Source organism: Gluconobacter kanchanaburiensis NBRC 103587 (assembly GCF_007988905.1).
In the GTDB taxonomy this organism is placed as follows: domain Bacteria; phylum Pseudomonadota; class Alphaproteobacteria; order Acetobacterales; family Acetobacteraceae; genus Gluconobacter; species Gluconobacter kanchanaburiensis.
In genome coordinates this window covers 122,346-145,012 of sequence record NZ_BJVA01000007.1, presented here as the reverse complement: position 1 = coordinate 145,012, position 22,667 = coordinate 122,346, and the positions used below count along the sequence as shown (strand labels likewise).

General features: G+C 60.3%; 21 protein-coding genes and 3 tRNA genes. 8 read left to right on the top strand and 16 right to left on the bottom strand.

What is annotated here, in order from left to right; translation table 11 throughout:
- Window positions 1–347 precede the first annotated feature (347 nt).
- Genes atpC through atpH form a run of 5 tightly spaced genes read right to left on the bottom strand, consistent with a single transcriptional unit; the run spans window position 348 to window position 5,280 of the window.
- A complete protein-coding gene (gene atpC, locus GKA01_RS07780; protein WP_146861060.1) occupies window positions 348–764 on the bottom strand; it encodes an ATP synthase F1 subunit epsilon in 417 nt (138 codons plus the stop codon).
- Window positions 765–768: 4 nt separating this feature from the next.
- Window positions 769–2,232, bottom strand: coding sequence for a F0F1 ATP synthase subunit beta (atpD, locus tag GKA01_RS07775; protein WP_099286092.1), 1,464 nt, complete (start codon window positions 2,230–2,232; stop codon window positions 769–771).
- Window positions 2,233–2,254: 22 nt separating this feature from the next.
- Entirely contained in the window at window positions 2,255–3,145 is an 891-nt protein-coding gene (locus GKA01_RS07770) for a F0F1 ATP synthase subunit gamma (RefSeq protein ID WP_146861057.1), read from the bottom strand.
- Window positions 3,146–3,154: 9 nt separating this feature from the next.
- Window positions 3,155–4,690, bottom strand: coding sequence for a F0F1 ATP synthase subunit alpha (atpA, locus tag GKA01_RS07765; protein ID WP_062028188.1), 1,536 nt, complete (start codon window positions 4,688–4,690; stop codon window positions 3,155–3,157).
- Window positions 4,690–5,280, bottom strand: coding sequence for an ATP synthase F1 subunit delta (gene atpH / locus GKA01_RS07760; RefSeq protein ID WP_371859266.1), 591 nt, complete (start codon window positions 5,278–5,280; stop codon window positions 4,690–4,692). Before atpH ends, atpA begins: the two co-directional genes overlap by 1 nt.
- 228 nt (window positions 5,281–5,508) lie before the next feature.
- Here atpH and GKA01_RS07755 point away from each other — a divergent pair, with 228 nt between their 5' ends.
- The gene (locus GKA01_RS07755; protein WP_228119963.1) at window positions 5,509–6,138 is read left to right on the top strand and encodes a cupin domain-containing protein; all 630 of its coding nucleotides are present in this window, start codon (window positions 5,509–5,511) and stop codon (window positions 6,136–6,138) included.
- A gap of 37 nt (window positions 6,139–6,175) precedes the next feature.
- Here the strand turns inward: GKA01_RS07755 and GKA01_RS07750 are convergent.
- A tRNA-Gly gene (locus GKA01_RS07750) sits at window positions 6,176–6,249 on the bottom strand.
- Window positions 6,250–6,418: 169 nt separating this feature from the next.
- Between GKA01_RS07750 and GKA01_RS07745 the strand changes: the two genes are divergently transcribed.
- The 3 genes from GKA01_RS07745 to nusG all read left to right on the top strand — a co-directional run bounded on the left by GKA01_RS07745 (window position 6,419) and on the right by nusG (window position 7,352).
- A tRNA-Trp gene (locus GKA01_RS07745) sits at window positions 6,419–6,495 on the top strand.
- Window positions 6,496–6,557: 62 nt separating this feature from the next.
- On the top strand, window positions 6,558–6,812 hold the full coding sequence (secE, locus tag GKA01_RS13705) for a preprotein translocase subunit SecE (protein WP_228119962.1): 255 nt from the start codon (window positions 6,558–6,560) through the stop codon (window positions 6,810–6,812).
- A gap of 9 nt (window positions 6,813–6,821) precedes the next feature.
- A complete protein-coding gene (gene nusG / locus GKA01_RS07735; protein ID WP_146861051.1) occupies window positions 6,822–7,352 on the top strand; it encodes a transcription termination/antitermination protein NusG in 531 nt (176 codons plus the stop codon).
- A gap of 83 nt (window positions 7,353–7,435) precedes the next feature.
- Here the strand turns inward: nusG and GKA01_RS07730 are convergent, their stop codons facing one another.
- The 7 genes from GKA01_RS07730 to GKA01_RS07700 all read right to left on the bottom strand — a co-directional run bounded on the left by GKA01_RS07730 (window position 7,436) and on the right by GKA01_RS07700 (window position 15,241).
- Window positions 7,436–8,053, bottom strand: coding sequence for a PqiC family protein (locus GKA01_RS07730; RefSeq protein ID WP_146861048.1), 618 nt, complete (start codon window positions 8,051–8,053; stop codon window positions 7,436–7,438).
- Between the two features lie 3 nt (window positions 8,054–8,056).
- Complete coding sequence (locus GKA01_RS07725) at window positions 8,057–9,739, bottom strand: PqiB family protein (RefSeq protein ID WP_146861044.1); 1,683 nt, start codon at window positions 9,737–9,739, stop codon at window positions 8,057–8,059.
- Window positions 9,736–11,220, bottom strand: coding sequence for a paraquat-inducible protein A (locus GKA01_RS07720; protein ID WP_146861041.1), 1,485 nt, complete (start codon window positions 11,218–11,220; stop codon window positions 9,736–9,738). Before GKA01_RS07720 ends, GKA01_RS07725 begins: the two co-directional genes overlap by 4 nt.
- Window positions 11,221–11,461: 241 nt before the next feature.
- A tRNA-Thr gene (locus GKA01_RS07715) sits at window positions 11,462–11,537 on the bottom strand.
- A 79-nt stretch (window positions 11,538–11,616) separates the two neighbouring features.
- On the bottom strand, window positions 11,617–12,543 hold the full coding sequence (locus tag GKA01_RS07710; RefSeq protein WP_146861038.1) for a 2-hydroxyacid dehydrogenase: 927 nt from the start codon (window positions 12,541–12,543) through the stop codon (window positions 11,617–11,619).
- 233 nt (window positions 12,544–12,776) lie between these two features.
- Window positions 12,777–14,009 carry a pyridoxal-phosphate-dependent aminotransferase family protein gene (locus GKA01_RS07705; protein ID WP_146861035.1) on the bottom strand — a complete coding sequence of 411 codons (1,233 nt, stop codon included), beginning with the start codon at window positions 14,007–14,009 and terminating at the stop codon, window positions 12,777–12,779.
- Window positions 14,006–15,241 carry an allantoate amidohydrolase gene (locus GKA01_RS07700; protein WP_146861033.1) on the bottom strand — a complete coding sequence of 412 codons (1,236 nt, stop codon included), beginning with the start codon at window positions 15,239–15,241 and terminating at the stop codon, window positions 14,006–14,008. The genes GKA01_RS07705 and GKA01_RS07700 overlap by 4 nt, the downstream gene beginning before the upstream one ends.
- 116 nt (window positions 15,242–15,357) lie before the next feature.
- Here GKA01_RS07700 and GKA01_RS07695 point away from each other — a divergent pair, with 116 nt between their 5' ends.
- From GKA01_RS07695 to GKA01_RS07685, 3 genes are read left to right on the top strand one after another with little or no spacing between them, the layout of a single operon-like run.
- Window positions 15,358–16,230: a LysR family transcriptional regulator gene (locus GKA01_RS07695; protein WP_228119961.1), complete on the top strand. Its 873-nt coding sequence runs from the start codon at window positions 15,358–15,360 to the stop codon at window positions 16,228–16,230.
- Between the two features lie 10 nt (window positions 16,231–16,240).
- Complete coding sequence (locus GKA01_RS07690; protein WP_194265864.1) at window positions 16,241–17,833, top strand: gamma-glutamyltransferase family protein; 1,593 nt, start codon at window positions 16,241–16,243, stop codon at window positions 17,831–17,833.
- Window positions 17,827–19,089, top strand: a complete 1,263-nt coding sequence (locus GKA01_RS07685; RefSeq protein WP_146861029.1) for a cation:dicarboxylate symporter family transporter — start codon at window positions 17,827–17,829, stop codon at window positions 19,087–19,089. The genes GKA01_RS07690 and GKA01_RS07685 overlap by 7 nt, the downstream gene beginning before the upstream one ends.
- Here the strand turns inward: GKA01_RS07685 and GKA01_RS07680 are convergent, their stop codons facing one another.
- The 3 genes from GKA01_RS07680 to GKA01_RS07670 all read right to left on the bottom strand — a co-directional run bounded on the left by GKA01_RS07680 (window position 19,090) and on the right by GKA01_RS07670 (window position 21,551).
- The gene (locus GKA01_RS07680; RefSeq protein WP_146861027.1) at window positions 19,090–20,436 is read right to left on the bottom strand and encodes an AtzE family amidohydrolase; all 1,347 of its coding nucleotides are present in this window, start codon (window positions 20,434–20,436) and stop codon (window positions 19,090–19,092) included.
- Window positions 20,433–20,615 carry an AtzG-like protein gene (locus tag GKA01_RS07675; protein ID WP_228119960.1) on the bottom strand — a complete coding sequence of 61 codons (183 nt, stop codon included), beginning with the start codon at window positions 20,613–20,615 and terminating at the stop codon, window positions 20,433–20,435. The genes GKA01_RS07680 and GKA01_RS07675 overlap by 4 nt, the downstream gene beginning before the upstream one ends.
- Before the next feature lie 84 nt (window positions 20,616–20,699).
- A complete protein-coding gene (locus GKA01_RS07670; protein WP_146861025.1) occupies window positions 20,700–21,551 on the bottom strand; it encodes an NAD-dependent epimerase/dehydratase family protein in 852 nt (283 codons plus the stop codon).
- Between the two features lie 309 nt (window positions 21,552–21,860).
- Here GKA01_RS07670 and flgH point away from each other — a divergent pair, with 309 nt between their 5' ends.
- On the top strand, window positions 21,861–22,631 hold the full coding sequence (gene flgH / locus GKA01_RS07665) for a flagellar basal body L-ring protein FlgH (protein ID WP_371859264.1): 771 nt from the start codon (window positions 21,861–21,863) through the stop codon (window positions 22,629–22,631).
- The last annotated feature ends 36 nt before the right edge of the window (window positions 22,632–22,667 follow it).

Below are 22,667 nucleotides of genomic sequence, written 5' to 3'. Positions count from 1 at the left end.
TTTTCTTTGAATCACCCAGTTTGGCGCCCGTTCAACATCCGTCGGGGGACCGAGGTGCGTCCTATCGCGTCTTACGCTTCGTATAGCGCTGTTAGGGAGAAAGCCTTTTCCTGCCTGAGGAATAGACCCTTAGGCAAAGTTACAAGGCTTCTGAGGATAGGCAGCCAGTTTCCCACCTTCCAAGAGGTTCTATACACGCCTAGATAATCCGCCTGATGTTTGAGCACGGAGTCATTTCAGGCATGGCGGCAAGCCTGCGAAAGAAAAGCCCTGGAGAAATGGCAAAGAAAAACCCGCTTCACCTTACGATGAAGCGGGCTTTTGCAAACCTGATCTGAAAAGACCGTTCAGGTCGAGCCATGTTCCTGAACAGCTTCCAGTTCGGCACGAACCGATTGCAGTTCGCGGCTGATCTGGTCGTGCATGTCCACGTCGTTCGGACCGATTTCGGCCCATTGGCTTTCCAGATCCCGCAAACGGCTCTTGGCCTCATCCACGGACAGCTCACTCATGAGCTGTGCGGAATCGGCCAGAATGGTGCAGTGATCAGCACCCATATCAGCAAAACCGCCCGTCACGAAATAACGGTCCACGATCTTGTCACCCTGACAAAGGGCCACAACGCCGCCCCGCAGCTGAAGCATCAGCGGTGCGCGGTCCGGCATGGCTGCAATATCGCCTTCCATGCCCGGGACCACGGCCATGTCGACTTCACGTTCGACAAGGCGCTTTTCCGGGCTGACGATCTCGATGCGAAGCGGCATCGGATCAGGCCTCCTGCTTCATCTTCTCGGCCTTCGCAATGGCCTCGTCGATGTCACCGACCATGTAGAAGGCGCCTTCCGGCAGGTGATCGTACTCGCCAGCTACAACGGCCTTGAAGGAACGGATCGTATCTTCCAGCGACACCAGCTTGCCCGGGGCGCCCGTGAAGACTTCGGCCACGTGGAAAGGCTGGGACAGGAAACGCTGGATACGGCGGGCGCGGCCAACGATCTTCTTGTCGTCTTCGGACAGTTCGTCCATGCCAAGGATCGCAATGATGTCCTGCAGACCCTTGTAGGTCTGGAGCGTCTGCTGAACCTGGCGCGCAACCTGATAGTGCTCTTCACCAACGATCTTCGGATCGAGCGAACGGGATGTCGAATCCAGCGGATCAACAGCCGGATAGATGCCCATTTCCGCGATCGAACGGTTCAGCACCGTCGTTGCATCAAGATGCGCGAAGGTCGCAGCCGGAGCCGGATCGGTCAGATCGTCAGCCGGGACATACACGGCCTGAACGGACGTGATGGAGCCCTTCTTCGTGGACGTAATACGCTCCTGCAGGGCACCCATCTCGGTGGCCAGCGTCGGCTGGTAACCCACTGCGGAGGGGATACGGCCCAGAAGTGCGGAGACTTCGGAACCAGCCTGCGTGAAGCGGAAGATGTTGTCCACGAAGAACAGGACGTCCTGACCTTCTTCATCACGGAAATATTCGGCAAGCGACAGGCCTGTCAGGGCGACGCGCGAACGGGCTCCCGGCGGCTCGTTCATCTGGCCATAGACCAGCGCAACCTTGGAACCTTCGGTCGAGCCATCTTCAGCGATCTTGATGACGCCTGCGTCCTGCATTTCGAAATACAGGTCGTTACCTTCACGCGTACGCTCACCGACACCGGCGAAGACGGACACGCCGCCATGGGCTTTCGCGATGTTGTTGATGAGTTCCTGAATGATGACCGTCTTGCCGACGCCAGCGCCACCGAACAGGCCGATCTTGCCACCCTTGAGGTACGGGCAGAGCAGATCGACGACCTTGATGCCGGTCACGAGGATCTCGGACGCCGCGGCCTGATCTTCGAAAGCCGGGGCCGGACGGTGGATCGGGAAGCGCAGTTCGCTGCTGATCGGACCGCGCTCGTCGATGGGCTCACCAACGACGTTCAGGATACGACCAAGCGTTGCCGGACCAACCGGAACCATGATCTGCGTGCCCGTGTCACGGACTTCAGCGCCACGGACGAGACCGTCGGTCGTGTCCATGGCAATGCAGCGGACCTGACGCTCGCCGATTTCCTGCGCAACTTCCAGCACCAGCGTGTGATCGCCGTTCTGGACGTGCAGGGCGTTCAGGATGAAGGGAAGATCGCCTTCGAACTGCACGTCCACGACGGGGCCGCGCACCTGGGTGACGCGGCCGACCACGTTGTTGGCAGCTCCGGCAGAAGGGGTAAGGGTTTCGGACATCGGATTCGTCTCCTGCGTGATCTCAAACGGCTTCTGCGCCGGAGATGATTTCGATCAGATCGTTGGTGATGTTGGCCTGACGCGTACGGTTGTACTTCTGCGACAGACGGTCGATGGCCTTGCTAGCGTTACGGCTGGCATTGTCCATCGCGGTCATGCGCGCGCCCTGCTCGCCAGCAGCACTTTCCAGCAGGGCCGAGAAGATCTGGACCTGAAGGTTGCGCGGCAGAAGCTGCGTCAGAAGCGTCGTCTCGTCCGGCTCGAATTCATACTGGGCCGTGTCGGCATCCAAAGCGGCATTGTCGTTCTCGGGAACCGCGAGCGGAACCAGAGGCGCCTGTACCGGCACCTGCGTCATGGCATTGAGGAAGCGGTTATAAACCAGCGTGCAGCGGTCGATGTCGCCAGCTTCCAGCAGGGTCACGATCCGGCCTCCGATGTCGGTAGCCTTGTCAAACCCGACATCCTTGCCTTCGGTTCCAGCCAGACGATCAACGATCATGTCCGGATAGTGACGCACGAGGATATCTGCCCCCTTGCGACCGACCGGCAGGATGCGGACCGTCTTGCCTTCTGATACCAGCGTATCGACCAGCTGACGGGCACTGCGGACGATATTGGCGTTGAAGCCGCCAGCAAGGCCACGGTCAGAGGTCAGCACCACCACGAGATGGGTCTGGTCCTTGCCCGTTCCCGCGAGAAGGCGCGGCAGGCTTGTCGCGTCCTCACCCCGGGTCGCCGTCGCCAGCTCTGCCATCATGCGACGCATGGCGTCGGCATAGGGGCGAGCCGCTTCGGCCTGCATCTGGGCGCGTCGCAGCTTGGAGGCTGCGACCATTTTCATCGCGTTCGTGATCTTGCGCGTCGATTTGACGCCCGTGATCCGTCCACGCAGTTCCTTCAGCGAAGCCATGGGCTATCCTCAGGCCGAAAAGCGCTTGCCGAATGCTTCGAGCAGCTCCTTGAGCTTGCCTTCCGTCTCCGGCTTGATCTGGCGGTCATTGCGAATGGCCGTCAGGATGTCAGAGCCCGCACCGCGCAGCTCGGACAGGAGAGCGGCTTCGTAGGCCACAACCTTGTCCACTGCGATCGGATCAACGTAGCCACGCGTACCGGCGTAAAGAACAACAACCTGCTCTTCGACGGGCAGCGGGGACGTCTCGGGCTGCTTCAGCAGCTCAACCAGACGGGCACCACGATCGAGCTGCTTGCGGGTTGCAGCATCCAGATCGGAAGCAAACTGCGAGAACGCAGCCATTTCACGATACTGCGCCAGCTCCAGCTTGATCTTGCCGGCAACCTGCTTCATCGCCTTGATCTGGGCTGCAGAACCCACGCGGGACACCGAACCACCGACGTTCACGGCCGGGCGGATACCCTTGTAGAACAGATCCGTCTCAAGGAAGATCTGACCGTCGGTGATGGAGATCACGTTGGTCGGGATGTAGGCAGCCGTATCGCCAGCCTGCGTCTCGATGACCGGCAGTGCCGTCAGGGAGCCGCCGCCATTGGCGTCGGACATCTTGGCCGCACGCTCCAGAAGACGGGAGTGCAGGTAGAACACGTCACCCGGGAACGCTTCACGCGCCGGCGGACGACGCAGCAGCAGGGACATCTGACGGTACGCCACAGCCTGCTTGGACAGATCGTCGTAGCAGACAAGAGCGTGCATGCCGTTGTCACGGAAGTACTCACCCATGGCGCAGGCCGTGTACGGTGCGAGATACTGCATCGGAGCAGCATCGGAGGCCGTAGCGGCAACAACGATGGAGTATTCCATCGCGCCATGCTCGGTCAGCGTGCGGACCAGGTTGGCCACCGTGGAGCGCTTCTGGCCGATGGCGACGTAGATGCAGTACAGGGACTTCTTCGGGTCACCTTCGGCATTGACCGGCTTCTGGGCGACGATGGTGTCGATCAGGATCGCGGTCTTGCCTGTCTGGCGATCACCGATGATCAGCTCACGCTGGCCACGTCCGATGGGAACGAGCGCATCGATGGCCTTGATGCCCGTCTGCATCGGCTCGCTGACCGACTGGCGCGGCATGATGCCCGGAGCTTTCACTTCGGCGCGGCGGTATTCAACGTCCGTCAGCGGGCCACGGCCGTCGATCGGGTTACCCAGACCGTCAACCACGCGTCCGAGCAGGCCCTTGCCGACCGGAACTTCAACCACGGACTTCGTACGCAGGACGGTGTCGCCCTCGCGGATGCCGTCGCCGTCGCCGAACAGAACCACACCAACATTGTCGGCTTCAAGGTTCAGGGCCATGCCCTTGAGGCCGGTTCCTTCGAACTCGACCATTTCACCGGCCATGACGTTGTTCAGGCCGTAGACGCGGGCGATGCCGTCGCCGATGGACAGGACCGTTCCCGTTTCGGAAACGGTCTCGACCTGGTCGAAAGACGCGATCTGCTGCTTGAGGATGTCCGAAATCTCGGCGGGACGGATATCCATCACGCGGCTCCCTTCATGGCGTTCTGCAGGCGGGTCAGGCGCCCGGCGATCGAAGTGTCAAAGAGTGTGGAACCGATCCGTACGGTCATGCCACCAAGGAGGGCAACGTCCGTATGTTCGGTCATGGACACACGGCTGTAGCCGGCTTCGGCCAGTCGGGTCTGAAGCTGGCTGCGCTGCGTGTCGTTAAGAGGCTGTGCGGAGCGGACTTCGGCTACAACTTCGCCACGCAGGGCGGAATCAAGCGCCAGAACACCGTCCAGAATGGATGCAAGATCAGGCAAGCGACGATTTTCGGCGATGACGCCGACAAACCGGCGCAGGACGTCTCCAAAGCCGAGCTTCGACATCAGGACATTCGAAACCGTCTGACCCTGGCGGATGTCCATCCGGGCGTCAGCCAGGAATTTCCGCAGGTCGTCGCTTTCGGAAATGGCGGTACGCAGCGCCTTCACTTCACCCAGAACATCGGGAAGAGCCCCCTGCTCCGAAGCAAGATCATAAAGCGCACGGGCGTAGCGCTGGGCCAAGCCCCCTGTGTGTCCAACCTGCGGCACCTGTGTCACCGTCACACGCGTGTTCCGTCTCACTAAATCCGCCGCAGAGTGCGGCCGGAACCGGCTTATCCGGCTCCTTGCATCAAAACTGTCCGGACCGGGCATACACGTTCCTGCGCAGGATTCGTCTGAAACCCGGTCCTCCACTTGGCGCCGCCTCTAGCACGCTGTCCCGTTCCTGCGCAACCAAGACGATACGCAAATTCCCTGCGTCATCCACAGGCAATGACAGCAGTTTGCTTTGTAGCCGAGCAGACTGGCATGACAGAGATCAGACAGTTCGCCGCTGAACTGTCGATTGCTGCCCGATCAATTCAGGCGAAGCACATCTTCAAACACCCTCCTGGAGACCAGATGTCACACACAAAGCGCCTTCCGGCATTCCTGGGCGCCCTTTCCCTGCCTTTTCTGATGTCAGCCGTCCGGGCTGCTCCTGTAGAGGACAAGCCCTCCTTCCCGACGCTCTCTTATTGGGACAACTGGACAGACCCGCAAGGCACAACTCATCTGACCAAATGCCGGATGTCGGCATTTCATGACGATTCGACCTCATCTAACGGACATGAAACCTTGCTCAGCACCCCTCACAAAGGGGACGTCACAATGACAGTGCGTGTGCAGCCGTCCGGCTGGAAAGGCGAATGGAGCGAAACCCGGCAGACCCAGTGGATAGTCCCACTCTCGGGCATCTATTCCGTCACAGCGATGGACGGAAACAATGTGGAGCTGAACCCCGGAGACATTCTCCTCAGTGAGGACGTATCACCTTCTGCTTCAGGCCCAGAGCCAAAAGGGCACCTGGAAAAGAATGTCGGCGACAGTGCAGTCGCACTCCAGATTCTGAGCTTCGCAGACGCAACGCCCTCGCACGTACCGTGCCAATGGCATTGAGAATTCAATAATTATTTTTGGGATTTTCTAAAGATCCTGGAGCGGGCGAAGGGAATCGAACCCTCCTAAGAAGCTTGGAAGGCTACTGCATTACCACTATGCTACGCCCGCTCAGGTGAGACTGTCCTTAGCTCATTTTTTTCCGCACCCGCAAGAGGGGAAAAATCAAATTGGAAATTCCTCAACAAAGATGCTCGGGGCTCTTGACTTTTCTTCGCGAACATTCTCTTTTGCGCCCACTGTCGCTGGCATGACGTTTCAAAACGCCCTGCCCGATGATAGGGGTGTAGCTCAATTGGCTAGAGCGCCGGTCTCCAAAACCGGAGGTTGAGAGTTCGAGACCCTCCGCCCCTGCCACTCCTTCTTGCCGGATGTCCTTCCCGACACCGGGAGCGGGATTTTCACTTGATTCGAGGACGATGGTGTCGGTCAGTACCCCGAAAGACGAGTCGCGGAAAACGGCGCCTCAAAAGAACGGATCCGGCTTCAATCTGGTTGCCTACGTCCGTGACGTCCGCGCCGAAGCGAAGCGCGTCACGTGGCCGACCCGTCGCAACACCCTGATCACGTCAGGTGCCGTACTGGTCATGGTTACCGTGACCTGCATCTTCTTCTTCATCGTGGACCAGGTGATTGGCCTTGGCGTCCGCGAACTTTTTGGCGTTGGAGGCTAGGTTCGCACCATGGCGAAGCGTTGGTACGTCGTGCATGTCTATTCCGGATTCGAGAAAAAAATCGCGAGTCATATTCAGGAGCAGGCTGCACAAAAAGGCCTGTCCGACCATTTTGAGCAGATCCTCGTTCCTTCCGAAGACGTGACGGAAATGCGTCGCGGCCGTAAGGTTAATGCGGAGCGCAAGTTCTTTCCGGGCTATGTCCTCGTCAAGATGGAACTGACGGACGAAGCCTGGCATCTCGTCAAGGATACCCCCAAGGTCACGGGCTTCCTCGGAACCCGTAACCGTCCTACGCCCATCACGGCAGCCGAAGCTGACCGGATCATGAAGCAGGCCCAGGAAGGCGTTGAACGCCCCCGCTCCAGCCTTTCTTTCGAGATTGGCGAGCAGATCCGGGTTGCAGATGGTCCGTTCACATCATTCACCGGCATGATCGAAGACGTGGACGACGAGCGTCAACGCCTCAAGGTCAGCGTCTCCATCTTTGGACGGTCAACGCCGGTCGATCTGGATTACACACAGGTGGAAAAGCTCTGACATCTGTTAGTGTTTTCTAATAAAAAAGGCTCCCTTCCGGGAGCCTTTTTTATTTTCAGACTATGCAGCTCTTTTCTGCGTCCTCAGTCATGCACTGGTGGGGGAAGTGTCCGCACACTTGCCGCCGCCTGATCGGCAATGGCTGCAACACCTTGACTGAGCGCTGCGGCCAGGCGCGCAGTCTCAGATGCCACAGGCTCGGATGACCGCCAGCTTACAGGGACCGTCATGACAGGCCCGATCATCTTTCCCGCAGGATGAACGGACAGCATGCCGTTCACCAATGCATATCCTCGGGCATCAGCTTCAAAATTCCGGATCGTCAATTCGACATAAGCTGCAGCCGTTGTGGTAACGGCGTCGTTCTCGGCAAAAACCGTCGTACCCGGCAGACGCTGTGCAAGGTCAGTCGACAGAGTATGAGCGATCATATCCGGAAGCGCCTCGCTCCAGCTCGCGCCTGCAGCAAGTTTGAGCTGATAGTCGCTACTCGACTTCACGATCGTATCCCGATCCAGTCGGGCACTGACGACAGGCGTGCGGACTTCAACCACGACAGGACCACCTGCCTGCGGCACGCCCGGCACTGGAGCCAGAGCATAAAGCGTCGGATCGCTGCTGCAGGCCGCGAGTAATCCCGTCAGTGCCATGGCCCCCATCAGGGACAGCACGAGCGGGCGGAAGGAGAAAGACGATATCATGGCTCAGTTCCTGCGGCCTGTGATGAGAGCGGAAGGGTGATGATCTAGATAATCCGTCAGGAACCGCAGGGAGCGAGACATCTGGGTCAACTGAGTGATCATACCCTGAAGGCTGCGATGGAAATCCGTATCCCCGCCATAAGCTCCCAGAACCGCCTGTGCGTTCGAGAGTGTGCCCTGTAGCTCTTTCATCAGCGCAGGCAGGTTCTGGTTGGCGGTTTTCGTCAGCCTGTTCAGGTTCTGAAGCGAATCACGCAGAGCCGCGAGAGACTGTGTGACTTCGGGACTATTCAGACGACCATCCGCATGCGCCAGAAGATCGTTCACGTGCCCACCGATCTCGGTCAGCGGCATTGCAGCGATCTTGTCAGTGATGGTCGAGACAGACTCCATGATTCCATCCATGCCACCCGCCTGACTTGGAAGAACTGCAACGTCTCCTTCATAGGTCAGTGGCGTTACGGGGGCATTCTTGACGAATTGCAGCGCAATCATGGATTCACCTGTCAGGAAGCTTGCACTCTGAACAGAAGCCCGCATTCCATCCGCCACGAACGCCTGAAGGTATTTCTCGACGGATCCCTCCTTGGCATTTTCAATCCGGTCATCCCAGTTGGACAATACCCGTTCGGGTTCAAGTTCCATATCCACACGAACACGAGGAAGCTTGGCAGGACCGTCAAAAAGAAGATGAACATCCGTGACGCTGCCAATCTGAAGGCCGAACATCGTAACCTGACTGCCAGTCGTCAGGCCTTTGACGGAGGAGTTGATGTAGGTCACGACGCGCAGGCGCTTGTGATAACGCGCATTGTCGGCATCTGCTTCGCTCGCATAGAGCTTGAAGACCGAATTGGCAGGCGCATCAGGAAGATCGATGTTGCGGCGACGCTCCGGAAGACCAAAGGCAATACCGCCGGAAAAAAGTGCCTGAAGCGATTTAAGCTGGACCTTCAGGCCCCCTGCTCCAAGCCCTACCTGTACGCCCGAGACGTTCCAGAAACGGCTATCCGTGCGCAGATAGTGATCATAGGGATCTTTTACAAACGCCTGAATGACGATCGGTCCCGTCCCACCCGGCGGCATCGTGTAACCAAGCACCTCACCGACCTGGAGATCCCGGAAGAAAACCGGCGAACCCGGCCCGAGCGATCCAAGCGACGGAGACACCAGCCAGAATGTTTCGCCCGGCTGATCGGAGCGAACGCCGGGGGGTGATTCCAGACCCTTGAAGAACTTCTGGTAATGGCCATCATCCGTGCCCGGATCCAACGCGATATAAGCTCCCGAAAACAGCGTATCGAGACCGGTGATGCTGGCGCCGTTAATACGGGGCCGCACGACCCAGAACCGGGTGTGGTCCGTCAGGATATGCGCGCTATTGGCATTCATCTGGACGGTTACATCGACATGTTTCATGTCGTCGCTCAGGGTGATGTCCTGAACCGTACCGAGTGTCACGGCCTTGTTCTTCACCTGGGTCTGGCCCGGGGTCAGGCCGTCCGCGGTTTCGAATGTGATGGTAATGACCGGGCCACGCGTTGCAAAATGTTCCCACGCTAGCCAGCCGGCGATGAGGATGGCCACCACCGGAATCAGCAGGATAAGGGAGAAACGGGTGCGGCGCACCGGGGCTTCCTTCGGCGAGACCGTCTGCTCCCCCCGGTTGTTTCGGGAATCGCTCACGCGCGTCCAGGCTCCATGTCATGAGTATCAGAAGAAGGCGGTCCGGAAACAGCGTCGGAGGACGACTGTGCGCCGGACCGTCCGTTTTCCGCTGCGGGAGATGCAACCGCGCCATTGAGGCCTGCGGCATCCCACATCCCGCGGGGATCAAACAGTTCTGCTGCGAAGATGGTCAGAATCACGACCAGCGCAAAGCAGACCATACCCGGATCAGCCGTCACATTGGCCAGAAAGCCGAAATGTACGACAGCCACGAGAATGGAAATCATAAAAACATCGATCATCGACCATCGGCCGATAATAACGACGAGCCGATAAAGCTTCGCCATGTGCCTGAGCTGCCAGCGGGACCGGAGACGCGTGCCGATAATCATGAATGTCAGGGCGACGATCTTGAGCACGGGCACGGTGATACTGGCGAACAACACCAGCAGCGACAGCGGAATCATTCCCGCCTGCCAGAGCTCGATCACACCACTGATGATGGTGCTGGGCGCCCCGTGACCCACCTTGGTATAAGTCATAACCGGCAACAGATTCGCAGGCAGATAGAACACGACCCCTGCCACGAGAAGGCACGTGGCCGAGGCCAGACTCTGCGGCTTGCGGCGGCGCAGAATCTGACCACAGCGGGGACAGTCCCCCATGTCCTGCTCTTGCGGAACTGCATGGTCGAACGCCAGCACCAGATTGCAGGCGTGGCAGGACAGCATGTTCTCAACAGGAGGAATGACTCCGCTACGGGCATCAAGATGGGCGACATCCAGAAGCCGGCCCTGATGATCGTCGAGTTTGGGGCTGATGTCGCGACTCCGCCAGATGCGCTCCGCATCGAAAGTCGAATCCACGGCGGCCATGCTTAGCATCAGAGCGCCCAGAAGATAGACTCCGGGCTGAAGAATGACGAGCGCAAGATCCACCAGCTTGGTGTAAGCCACCAGCACGCCAAGGACATAGACTTCCACCATCGACCAGCCGCGCAGACGATCGTACCAGGTGAGCAATCGCGGGGTCCAGTCAGGCATCTGGGGACGGGAGGCGCCATAAAGGATGGCCCCCATAAGGCCGATGATGACACCTGGCATAAGGATCGTCACCAGCGCCACGAGAACACCAATCATGCCATATCCCTGGTGCCCGAGTTCGATCGGGCCACTCATGAGAGAGACGGTGTTTTCGCGTCCATAGACGTTCAGTGTCATGAGAGAGCTGATAAGCAGCGTAACGTAAAGCGCGGCTGATGTGACGCAGAAAGCCGCCGGTGCGCCGATCAGGGAGGTCTTGCGCCGACGGGCAAGCTGACAACCACAACGCAGGCATTCCGCGAGATGCCCCCGTTTCAGACGCGGGACGTGCTGAAAAAGACCGCATGTCGGACATTCCCGCAGACCTTCTACCGCGTGAATGGAGGCATGAGGCTCCTGACTGCGGGAGAAACTGACGGCATTACGCCAGAGTCGTTTATGAAAACGGTCAGACATCGGGCTCCTAACCTAACGCAGGGAACCGTCTTTTGACAGTCTGCCCTCCTTCAGGCAGCCCTCCGCTCAGGATATCGACACTCATCGTAATCCCATCACAGACAGATTGCCCAGAGGAGGTCTGTCATATCGGCAATATTTTGAAAAATCGTGAACATCCATTTCCGGTGAAAGGCAACCGCCTTCCGTCAGGTCAGACAGGGAAGACGAAACCAGATCCGGATATTTGGGAAAACCTTGATGGTGCCGGTGAAGAGATTCGAACTCCCGACCCCATCATTACGAATGACGTGCTCTACCAGCTGAGCTACACCGGCGCACCCATCAAGGTGGGCGCGTTCTAACCGAGCCCTTCGGGGTTGGCAAGTCGGAAAATGCATAAGCCATGTCGGGGTTTCAGTAACCCCGACCGATATCGATCATGCCGCTCATGGGTTCGCCTGCCTCGTAGCGGCCCAGATTGGCCAGAACTGTGTCAGCCGCACTGTCGGACTGCGCCGCACTGGCGATATGGGGCGTCAGAAAAATGCAGGGATGATTCCAGAACGGATGTTCAGGCGGCAGTGGCTCGGGCGAGGCGACGTCAAGCACCGCCTGTGACAACTGGCCGCTGTCGAGAGCCGGAATGAGGTCGTCCTGCACCAGATGACCGCCACGCCCGCAATTGATGAGGCACGCGCCTTTCGGCAGTTTTTCGAACAGGCTGTGATTGAGGATACCGCGGGTGGCGTCCGTCAGCGGGACGAGACAGACCAGAATGTCGGTTTCTGCCAGAAAGGCTTCCAGCTCCCCTTCCCCCGCGAACGAACGCGCGCCCGTAACCTCGCGGCGACTGCGGCTCCATCCCCGGCAATCGTAACCGAAAGACACGAGTTTTTCGAGAACCGGGCTGCCCAGTTCCCCCATTCCCATCACGCCGACGCGATAGAGTTTCGCCGGACGGTTGTGCGATCCATTCCAGATATGGTCATGCTGCTGCCGGGCATAGCGGAACATGTCGCGATGAAAAGACAGAACCGCCCACAGAACATATTCGATCATGCCCTCCACCAAACTGCTTTCCACCATGCGGACGATCTTCACGCCAGGAGGCACATTGGCGAGATTGAGCTGGTCGATCCCCGCACCCAGTGAAAACAGGATTTCAAGATTAGGAAAGAGCGTGGCGAGATCGTCCGGCGTCTTCCAGGCGGCAAGATATCGCACGTCTTCCTTCGGACCGGTCTCGGGCCAAGCATAAAATGGCAGGTCAGGACGGCATTCAGCGAATTTCTCACTCCAGACTCTGGCGCGCTCTGGGGTATGATGAAAAACGATCGACATTTTGCGTGCTCTCCAGCCGGTAAACGGATGCGCGGATGGTCGCGCCGCGGAGAAGCGGGATCAACCCTGCACACCTAATTTGTGTAGGGCAGATTTTCGGGGAACGTGACCTCTCCGAAAAAAAAACGGAACGCCGCGCCTGGGCGACCGGCCACAAGAAAGATGGCAGCGGAAAAAAGAACGATTCAGGCCGGAAAAACTATCCGAAACAAGCTTTCCGGCCCGAAGAGCGATCAGTCCGCATCCCACGCACTGCGGGCAGCATCCACGCCGGCCCCACGCGAGATTGCGACCCCTTCCCCTGCCAGAACGGACTCAAGCGCGGCGAGCGTGAGCAGCACCTTATCCTTGCGCGCATTCAGGCCCATTGCTCCGATACGCCAGATTTTCCCCGTCAGCGGACCGAAAGACGAGACGATCTCGATCCCGAAATCGTCTCGCATAAGCTGACGGATGCGGGCATTGTCCACACCGTCCGGAACCCAGACGCCGGTGACGTTGCTCATGCGGGCGGTGTCGTTACCATAGACCTTCAGGCCCATGCCCCGCAGCCCGGCGACCATGGCGCGCCCTGCCCTGACATGACGGGCGACACGCGCCTCCACACCTTCTTCCACAACCAGACGCGCCGTCTCACGCGCGGCGTAAAGCATGGATGTGGCTTCGGTGTGATGGTTCATCCGGGCCGGAGACCAGTAGTTCATCAGCATCGCCAGATCGAAATAGTTCGACTGGATGACCGGACCACTCCCCTGTTCCTGACCGGTGGCAATCCCCGCTTCGTCATGGCGGCGCTTGAGGATCGCGGCAACGGCACGATCCGACAGCGTGATCGGCGCGGAACCCGGAGGGCCGTTCAGACATTTCTGAAGCCCTGCCGTGGCAACGTCGATGTTCCAGGCATCGGTCTCGAACGTCATGCCGCCGAGGGTCGCCGTAGCATCCACATAGAACAGCACGTCATGTTTGCGGCAGATCCGACCGATCTCTTCGAGCGGCTGGGCAGTCGTGGTTGACGTATCGCCATGCACACAGGCGACCAGACCAGGCTTGTGCTCGATAATAGCGGCTTCGATGCGGGCCGGATCGACAACCTCCCCCCATTCCACATCCACCGTGCACGGAATGCCACCGCAGCGATGGACGATTTCCGTTAGCAGCAGCCCGAAACGGCCAAAACGCGGAATGACGACCTTCATGCCCGGCGAGACCAGCGAGACCACAGCGGCTTCAATGGCCGAACGGGCCGAGCCGTTCACGAGCAGCGTCCAGTGATTCTTCGTGCGGAAGACCTCGCGGTACAGGGCCATGACCTCGTCCATATAGGCGGTCATTTCCGGGTCCATCTGGCCAATCACGTCATAGGACATGGCACGCAGAATGCGAGGATGGACATTGGTCGGCCCCGCACCCATCAGCAGACGGGACGGCGGGTCGAGCTGTGCGTAAGTCGCAGGATGGCTCATGACTGGAACTCCTTGACGAAGGCGAGCAGGGCGCGATGGGCGAGATCGACATCTTCCACGCGGACTGTTTCATCGGGATGATGGCTGAGGCCACCGGGGCTGCGGATGAAGAGCATCCCCATCGGACACAGATCGACCATGGCCATGGCATCATGCCCCGCACCACTCAGAAGACGCTGGGCCGGACGACCGGTGACGCCTGTGGCGGCCCGGGCCAGACGTTCCACCAGTTCGGGCGCGCAGGCGGCGGCGGGCAGGATCTGCGGCGTATCGAATGTGATGCCGACACCCCGGCGCGCGGCAATAAAACGCAGATCCGTGCGGATCGCATCGACCATGACGTCACGAGCTGCGTCGGTAGCGGCGCGCATGTCCAGCGAGAACCGCACCTCGCCGGGAATGACGTTCGACGTGTTGGGCAGCACCTCGACATGGCCAACAGTGGCGACCTGCGTGTCTCCCCCGGCCGCGCCATGACGCTCGACGGCAAGGATCATTTCAGCAACGGCGGTCAGGGCATCCTGCCGCAGGGTCATTGGAGTCGTACCCGCATGGTCGGACTGCCCTGTGACTGTAACGCGTTGCCGGGTCTGTGCCGCGATCGCCGTCACGACCCCGATCTGACCATCCGTACTTTCAAGAGCGGGGCCCTGTTCAATATGCGGTTCGATATAGGCCAGAAGCTCATCAGGCCGGCGCGCGGCTTCGGCGAGACGCGCCGGATCGAGGCCATAGTCTCCCATGGCTTCTCCCATGCTCATACCGCTGGCATCCGTCATGTCTTCGGGGATCGCGTCGATCAGCCCCGCCATGGCGCGGGAGCAGATCATGGGAGCCGCAAACCGTGAGCCCTCTTCGTCGCCAAAGCCCATGACCTCGATGGCAAACGGCAGGCGGGTGCCTTTTTCATGCAGGGCGGAGACGAGCTCGATCCCCAGCATGACACCCAGATTGCCGTCGAAAGCCCCCCCGTTGCGAACAGTATCGAGATGCGAACCGATCATCAGCGCCGGCGCACCCGGAACAAGGCCCTCATAGCGCCCGACCAGACTGCCAGCCGCATCCAGACGGGTAGTGAGACCCGCCTCCTCCATCCACTGCGACACCTGTTCAAGTGTGCGCCGGTAGGCCGGACCGAGCCAGAAGCGGAACAGACTGCCCGGTGTCTCGCTGAAAGGGGTATCGGCGAGAAGACGGCACCGCTCGACGGCGCGGGCTCCGTGGGCTGTCATGGGGGCTCCTGCTCAGGATGAAGTGTCAAGACGGGAGGAACTGTGCTCTCATAACGGAATCAGATCAAGTTGACCTGCCAATAAATATGGGTCCACATATCGGAATGAAAGATCAGATGCACCTCGACCCGTTCCATCTGCAATCCTTTCTCGCGGTCGCGGAAACACTGCATTTCACGTCCGCCGCGCAGAGCCAGGGAGTCAGCCAGTCCACCATCAGCCAGCATGTCAGCCGGCTGGAGGAACAGCTTGGAACGCGCCTGCTCGCCCGAAGCACCAAGAGCGTGCGACTGACCGAGGATGGCATGGCGCTCATCGGTCTGGCGAGACAGCTTCTCCAGTGCGAGGACAGCATCCTGTCCCGCTTCCGGCAGGACGCACCGCGTGGAACGATCCGCCTGGGTGTAACGGAAGACCTGCTCCTGACGCGCTTTCCCGAGATCCTCGGGACCTTCCGTGCCTCCCATCCGCTCCTGCAGATCACGATGACGGTCGGCCTGTCGGCCTGTCTGGCGCGTCTGCTGGAACAGGGCGAACTGGACGTCTGGTGCGGCATGCGGCGCACGACGGAAACGCGGGGACAGAAGCTCTGGACCGAGGACATGCGCTGGTACGCTCCGGCGGACGCGGATTTTCCCGCAGAGCAGTCCATCCCGCTCGTGACCTTCCCCGACGGCAGCGTCACCAGGCGGCTGGCCATCGAAACGCTCAACCGGTCCGGACGGGCATGGCATCTGGCCTTTACCAGCGGCAGTCTCGGCGCGCTGCTGGCTGCCGTGCGCGCGGGATATGGCGTCACCCCGCAGCCTGCCTTTCTGCGCAATGTGGAACACCTGTGCCATTGCGCGCCGGGCCTGCTGCCCGAAATGCCTCAGGTGGAATTCATCGCCTCCACCCGTCACCAGACCGCACAGGGCCCGGAAGCCCTGCTGATCCGGACGCTCTGCCTCCATATCCCCCGACTGCAACCCGATCACCTGCCACTGTGAGGCTCCTGCCATGCTGACACCCAACGCCCTTGGCGGCATGGTGACGTCCCCGCACCACCTCGCAAGCCAGGCCGGGCTGGATGTCCTGCGCGACGGGGGAACGGCGATCGAGGCCATTGTCGCCACGGCTTCCACGCTGGCCGTCGTTTATCCCCATATGACAGGTCTGGGTGGGGACGCGTTCTGGCTGATCTGCCATCCGGACGGACGGACCGTCGCGATAGACGCCTGCGGAGCGCTGGCGATGGGGGCCGAACATACGCTCTACGCGGACGCCGGACACAGCGTCATCCCCTGGCGCGGCGGACTGGCCGCCAATACGGTCGCAGGAACCGTTTCAGGCTGGGAAGCCGCCCTGGGCCTGAGCGCCGAACTCCGCGATCCCCTGCCGCTGGACCGGTTGCTGCGCGATGCCATCCATTATGCTGAACACGGACGCGTCGTCTCCGAAAGCGAGGCCACCCTGCTCGCGCAGAAACAGCCGGAACTGATGTCGGACCCGACTCTGGCGCGGATCTGCTTTCCCGAGGGCAAGCCCTGGACGGCAGGCAGTATCCGCACGTCCCCCGAACTGGCGCAGACACTGCGGATGCTGAACCGGGACGGATTGCGGAGCTTCTATAACGGCCCCCTCGCGCGCAGTCTGGCAACCGATCTGGCGGCGGCGGGAAGTCCGGTCAGGTCGCTGGATCTTCTGGCGCATCGGGCCGAAGTCAAGGAACCGCTGCACGTCCGGACAAGCGATGGCATTCTTTACAACACCGCGCCTCCCACACAGGGTGTGGCATCGCTTCTGATCCTTGCACTGTCGGATCATCTGGACCGAGACGACGGACCGGAGAGCTTTTCACATGTGCATGGTCTGGTCGAGGCCACCAAACAGGCGTTCCTCTACCGTAACCGCCACACCGATGGCAGCGGACAATCCGAGGCGCAGGCCCGGAACCTGCTGGCCGATCCGGCACGTCTGAACGCCATGGCATCGCAGATTTCCATGACGCACGCCCTGCCCTGGACCGAAAAAACGCAATGGGGCGACACGACATGGATGGGCGCGATCGACCGCAATGGCGTGGCCGTCAGCATGATCCAGAGCCTGTATTTCGAATTCGGCTCCGGCGTTATGCTGCCGCAGAGCGGACTGTTCTGGCAGAACCGGGGTTCGTCCTTCCGTCTGGCCCATTCAGGCTGGAACATCCTGCGTCCCGGGGCCAAGCCGTTTCATACGCTCAATCCGGCCGCAGCCCGGCTCCGCGACGGACGCACGATGGTTTACGGCACCATGGGCGGCGAAGGTCAGCCCCAGACGCAGGCCGCGATCTTCAGCCGACATGTCCGCTACGGCATCCCGCTTCAGGAGGCCATCCGCCGGCCACGCTGGCTGCTCGGGCGGACCTGGGGGGACGAGAGCCTGTCGCTCAAAGTGGAGCCGGGGTTCAGTCCCGACGTCCTGTCACAGCTTGAAGCCGCCGGACATACGGTCGAGGCTCTTGCTGGGCAGTCCATCATCATGGGCCATGCGGGTGCGCTGATCCGGCATGACAATGGTCGGCTTGAAGGCGCGACCGACCCCCGAAGCGACGGAGCGGTCGCGGCATGGTAAAGCTCCTGAACGGAAACCTGTTCGCACAGGTCGTGCTGGCGACGGTTCTGGGACTTGGCGCGGGACTGTTTTTCCCCGGTCTTGCGGATGATGTGGGCTGGATGACCACGCTGTTCATGCGCCTGATCATCATGGCAGTCGGGCCGCTACTGTTCTGTATCGTTACGCTCGGAATTCTGGGCGCAGGCTCCCTGAAAACGGTCGGCCGTCTGGGTGGCCGCGCCCTGCTCTATTTCGAGGTCATGACAACCCTGGCGCTGGGCATCGCGGTTCTCGTCGCGATGATGCTCGGCCTCGGCCGGGGCGTCGGGTTCGTGCCCACAGCCGACGATGCACACATGATCGCGGCCTATGGTGGCCATGCCCGCAACCTGAGAGCGGAAGGCCTCAGCGGTTTTCTGCTGTCCCTCGTCCCGCACACACCGGCAGACGCTTTCGCACAGGGCAACGTGCTCCAGATTCTCGTATTCGCGATCCTCGTCGGATGCTGCCTGAGCGGCATGGGCGAACAGGGTGCTCCCCTGGTCCGGCTGATCGAGAGCATATCCGCGCTATTCTCACGCATGATGGGCGTCATCATCCGGCTGGCTCCACTGGGCGTATTCGGCGCGATGACGACGACAACCGCACGTTACGGGCTTGGGACGATCGGACATCTCGCCGGATTTACGGTCCTCTATTTTCTGTTGGTCGGTCTGTTTGTCATCGGAGCACTTGGCGGTGGCCTTCGGGTCGCAGGCGTAAACCCACTGCATTTCGCACGGTATTTCCGTGAAGACCTGCTGATCGTAGCCACGACAACCGCATCCGATGCCGTGCTGCCCAGCCTGATGACAAAGCTGGAAAAGCTGGGCGTCGATCGTCAGGTCGTGGGAATCGTAGTGCCCGCCGGGTATTCGCTCAATCTGGATGCCCTGTCGATCTATCTGGGACTGGCCATCATTTTTCTGGCCAATGCGACCGGAACCCATCTGACCGTCTGGCAAATCGCAACCCTTCTGCTCACGGCTCTTGTCACCTCAAAGGGCGCACACGGCATTCCGGGTTTTGCCATTGTCATTCTGGCGGCAACGCTGGCGAGCGTTCCTTCCATCCCGCCTGCAAGTCTGGTGATGCTTCTGGCCGTGGACTGGTTTGCCGGAATTGCCCGGGCCGTGGGCAACTTCGCCGGAAACTGCGTGGCCCCGGTTCTGATTGCGGCATGGGAAAAGCGCCTCGACCACACAAAAATGGCCAAGGCGCTGCAACAGCCCTGATCAGATCAGACGGGCCTCGGCAAGACCATCTACTTCCAGTTTTTCAGCCAGAGCGAAAAGCTGGTCTTCCCGTCCCGGACGGGCAATCAGTTGCGCACCGAGCGGCAGACCTGGTGCCTTCCCCGGAACTTTCATCGGCACTGTCAGGACCGGGAACCCCGCCAGCGTCAGAGGCTGAGTGTACAGACCCAGATTGGCGCGGGCGGAAACCATTTTCCCACCAACCTCGATTTCGGGCTGATCGAAACGCGGCGCTTCGCCGACAAGGGCCGGGGCCAGCAGAATATCGCTCTTTGCAAAAGCCTCGTGCATACGGTCACGAAACCAGTGACGCAGACGATGCGCCTGAAAGATCAGCGTGGAGGGCAACAGCGCCCCGGCCAGCAGACGGTCACGCACGGCAGGATCGTATTCCGCAGCCTGTGTCCGCAGTCGTCCAAGATGCTGCCCCGCGCCTTCGGACGCACTGATGACAAAGGCCGCAGCCCGCGCCCGCGCCACTTCAGGCAGTTCAACCACATCCGTCGCACCCAGTGCCATCGACAGCCCGTCAATAGCCGCCTGCATCGGGGGGGACATGTTCTCACCGAACCAGCCACCGAGCCGGGCGATGCGCAGGCCGCGCACGTCCACTTCGGCAAGTGGCCGGGCGGACAGGGCTTCAAAACAGGCTTTCAGACCACCCGCGCTGTCGGCAAACGGGCCAACAGTGTCGAGACTCGGCACGAAAGGATAACTGCCCTCAACCGAAAGACGGCCCTGCGTCGCCCGTAACCCCCAGACCCCACAGAGCGAAGCCGGAACACGGATGGAGCCGTTAGTGTCCGAACCCAGCCCCAGAGAAAACATCCGCGCCGCCACCCCCGCCGCGGAACCGCCCGAAGACCCACCAGCCAGATGTTCGGGAGCATGCGGATTGCGGGTATTGCCATAATGGGCGTTGATCGTGGCGAACCCGTAAGCGAATTCGTCCATGTTCGTCAGCGCAACCGGAACCGCTCCCGCTGCGATCAGATGCGCGACCGCCACGGCATCCTGGGTAGCGGGCGGATCATTGGCGAGAACCTTCGAGCCCGCAGTCGTGACTTCGCCCCGGACGTCAAACAGATCCTTGATCCCGAACGGCACACCGGCCAGCGGTCCGGGATCGCGCCCCTGAAGCACCAGACGATCCACCCGTTCGGCCGCCTCCAGCGCCCGATGCATCAGCAGCCGTGTGACACAGTGATAGTTTCCGTCCCGGCTTTCGATATCGGCAAGAACCTTCACCGCCAGATCACGGGCGGAAATCTCGCCCCTGCGAACGCTGGCGGCGAGCGCAACCGTGCGTTGCTGAAGGCCGCTCATGGTTCGTACCGGAAGGCAGGTTCGAGACGCTCAGGCAGATCCAGCCCCTCAATCAGTGCGCCATAACTGCGCAGAAGATCGAGGTTGGCCCGCACTCCAGCATGAAATTCAACTGGAATCATTAGGCCGTTCGCCCCGGCAAGAACCGTAATTTCCGTGTCATGAGGGTCTGTCATCATACGACCTCCGCTTTTGCGCATCTTCGCAAACAATGACAACGCGCTCCGACGCTGTCCAGAACCTGACGATCCCGTGACCGGGCCTCAGAGCGTAATCCGATAGCGCCAGTCGTTGAGCACCGTAAGCAGCGTTTCGGTCCATGCAATCCGCGGCGACCAGTTCAGTGCCGCACGGGCCGCATCCGGATTGCCCCGCATAGACGGCAGGCCCGTAGGCGACATAATCGCCGGATCCACCACAATGGACGCGGCCACACCAGCCACGTCCAGAAGATCGCGGGCGATGGACCCGACAGTCCGCGTAACGCCCGAACAGATGTTCAGAGCCGTTCCGTCCGGAAGAGGCTGCGGAAGAGCCAGAGCACTGACATACGCATCACACGCGTCGCGAACATCCGTCACGTCAAAGCCCGTATCCGGATCGCCCACTGTCAAGACAGGTGGCTGCTGCCCAGTTTCGATCCGGGCGACCTGAGCCGCCAGAAAAGGAAGAAGACTTCCTCCATCCTGTCCGGTTCCGGCCTGCGTGAAAGAGCGCAGCCGCAGACCATGCAGCCCTTCACGGCTCAGATTTCCGACGGCCAGATCCGCCGCCGCCTTACTGGACGCATAGGCATTCACCGGTGCAATGACGGCGGATTCGTCGAGGGGCGCGCCGGATCTGAAACTCGCGCCATAAATTTCAGCAGTCGAGACAAATACGAAACTAGCCTCAGGTGCATAGGCTTCAAAGGACTCGGCCAGAATGAGCGTCCCGTCCAGATGCAGACAGGCATCCGGCTTTTCATTGCGGACAAAGCGCTCAACAGCCGCACGATCCCGGATATCCATCGGGTCTTCCAGCAGCACGTAGCCAGGAATACGGTCCTGCAATCGTGCCTTGAAATGCTGACCGACAAATCCCTGACCGCCGGTCAGAAGGATACGAAGTCCCATCTCAGAACCGGAAAACGGAAAGTCTGACCAACATGGACAGAGCTTGGACGGTCGGCATGGAAGGCAGTCTCCCGGCAGAAGCCATGGCCGGACTGGCCGAAATGTCAGCCCATGCCCTCTTTTTTCAAACACATCGTCCACCAGGGCAAGAGCACAAGAAAATGGCATACGCCGAACTACCGCTATGCCGGGCGGACGGGTCTAAACCCAAGTCCTGTCAGAAACCGCTACCAGCGCCGTCTTAACAGGTTTTTTACCCCTTACGTGCTTGCTTGGGAGCACACGGAACAGACGGATTTCAGCTTTCCCATGTGGCACGCCTCTCGACATTCTGCTCGTACCCCGGGTCGCACTCTGGTTCACACCATGGGACTGCTTGGGCTGCTGCCGGTCCTGACGGCCTGCAATTCCCTTGCACAACTATCTGAAGTCGGACGCCCTCCGCGAATGACATCGATTACAGACCCGACCCGCGCAAATTCCTACCGACCCGTCACGATGCCCATGCCCGCACTTCAGCCACCTCCGGATGAGGCAGCAAGTCTGTGGCGTTCGGGCAGCAAGGCCTTCTTCAAGGATCAGCGCGCCTCTCAGGTCGGCGATCTGGTGACGATCATTGTCGACATTACGGATAATGCCGCTTTCAACAACGGCACAACCGCCGACAGAGCGGCTGATGAAAAATTCGGCATTCCCAATCTGTTCGGCATCAAGGGCAAGATCATCAGCTCGATCACGGGTGCGAACAGCCTCAATACCGCCAGCAGCAGCGATTCGAGTGCCACGGGCAAAATCACCCGAAACGAAACTGTGACCCTGCGTCTGGCCGGTACCATCACTCAGGTCCTGCCAAACGGCAACTTCGTCGTGATGGGCAAGCAGGAAGTCCGGGTCAACAGCGAACTGCGCGAACTGGGCGTGAGCGGGATCGTCCGTCCACAGGACATCACCGCCGACAACACTGTGACCCACGACCGCATGGCGGAAGCCCGCATCTCCTATGGCGGGCGTGGAACCCTGACCCAACTCCAGACGCCCCGTTATGGCCAGCAGGTCATGGACGCAATCCTGCCATTCTGAGCATAAAAAAAGCCGGGGTCATACCCCGGCTTTTTC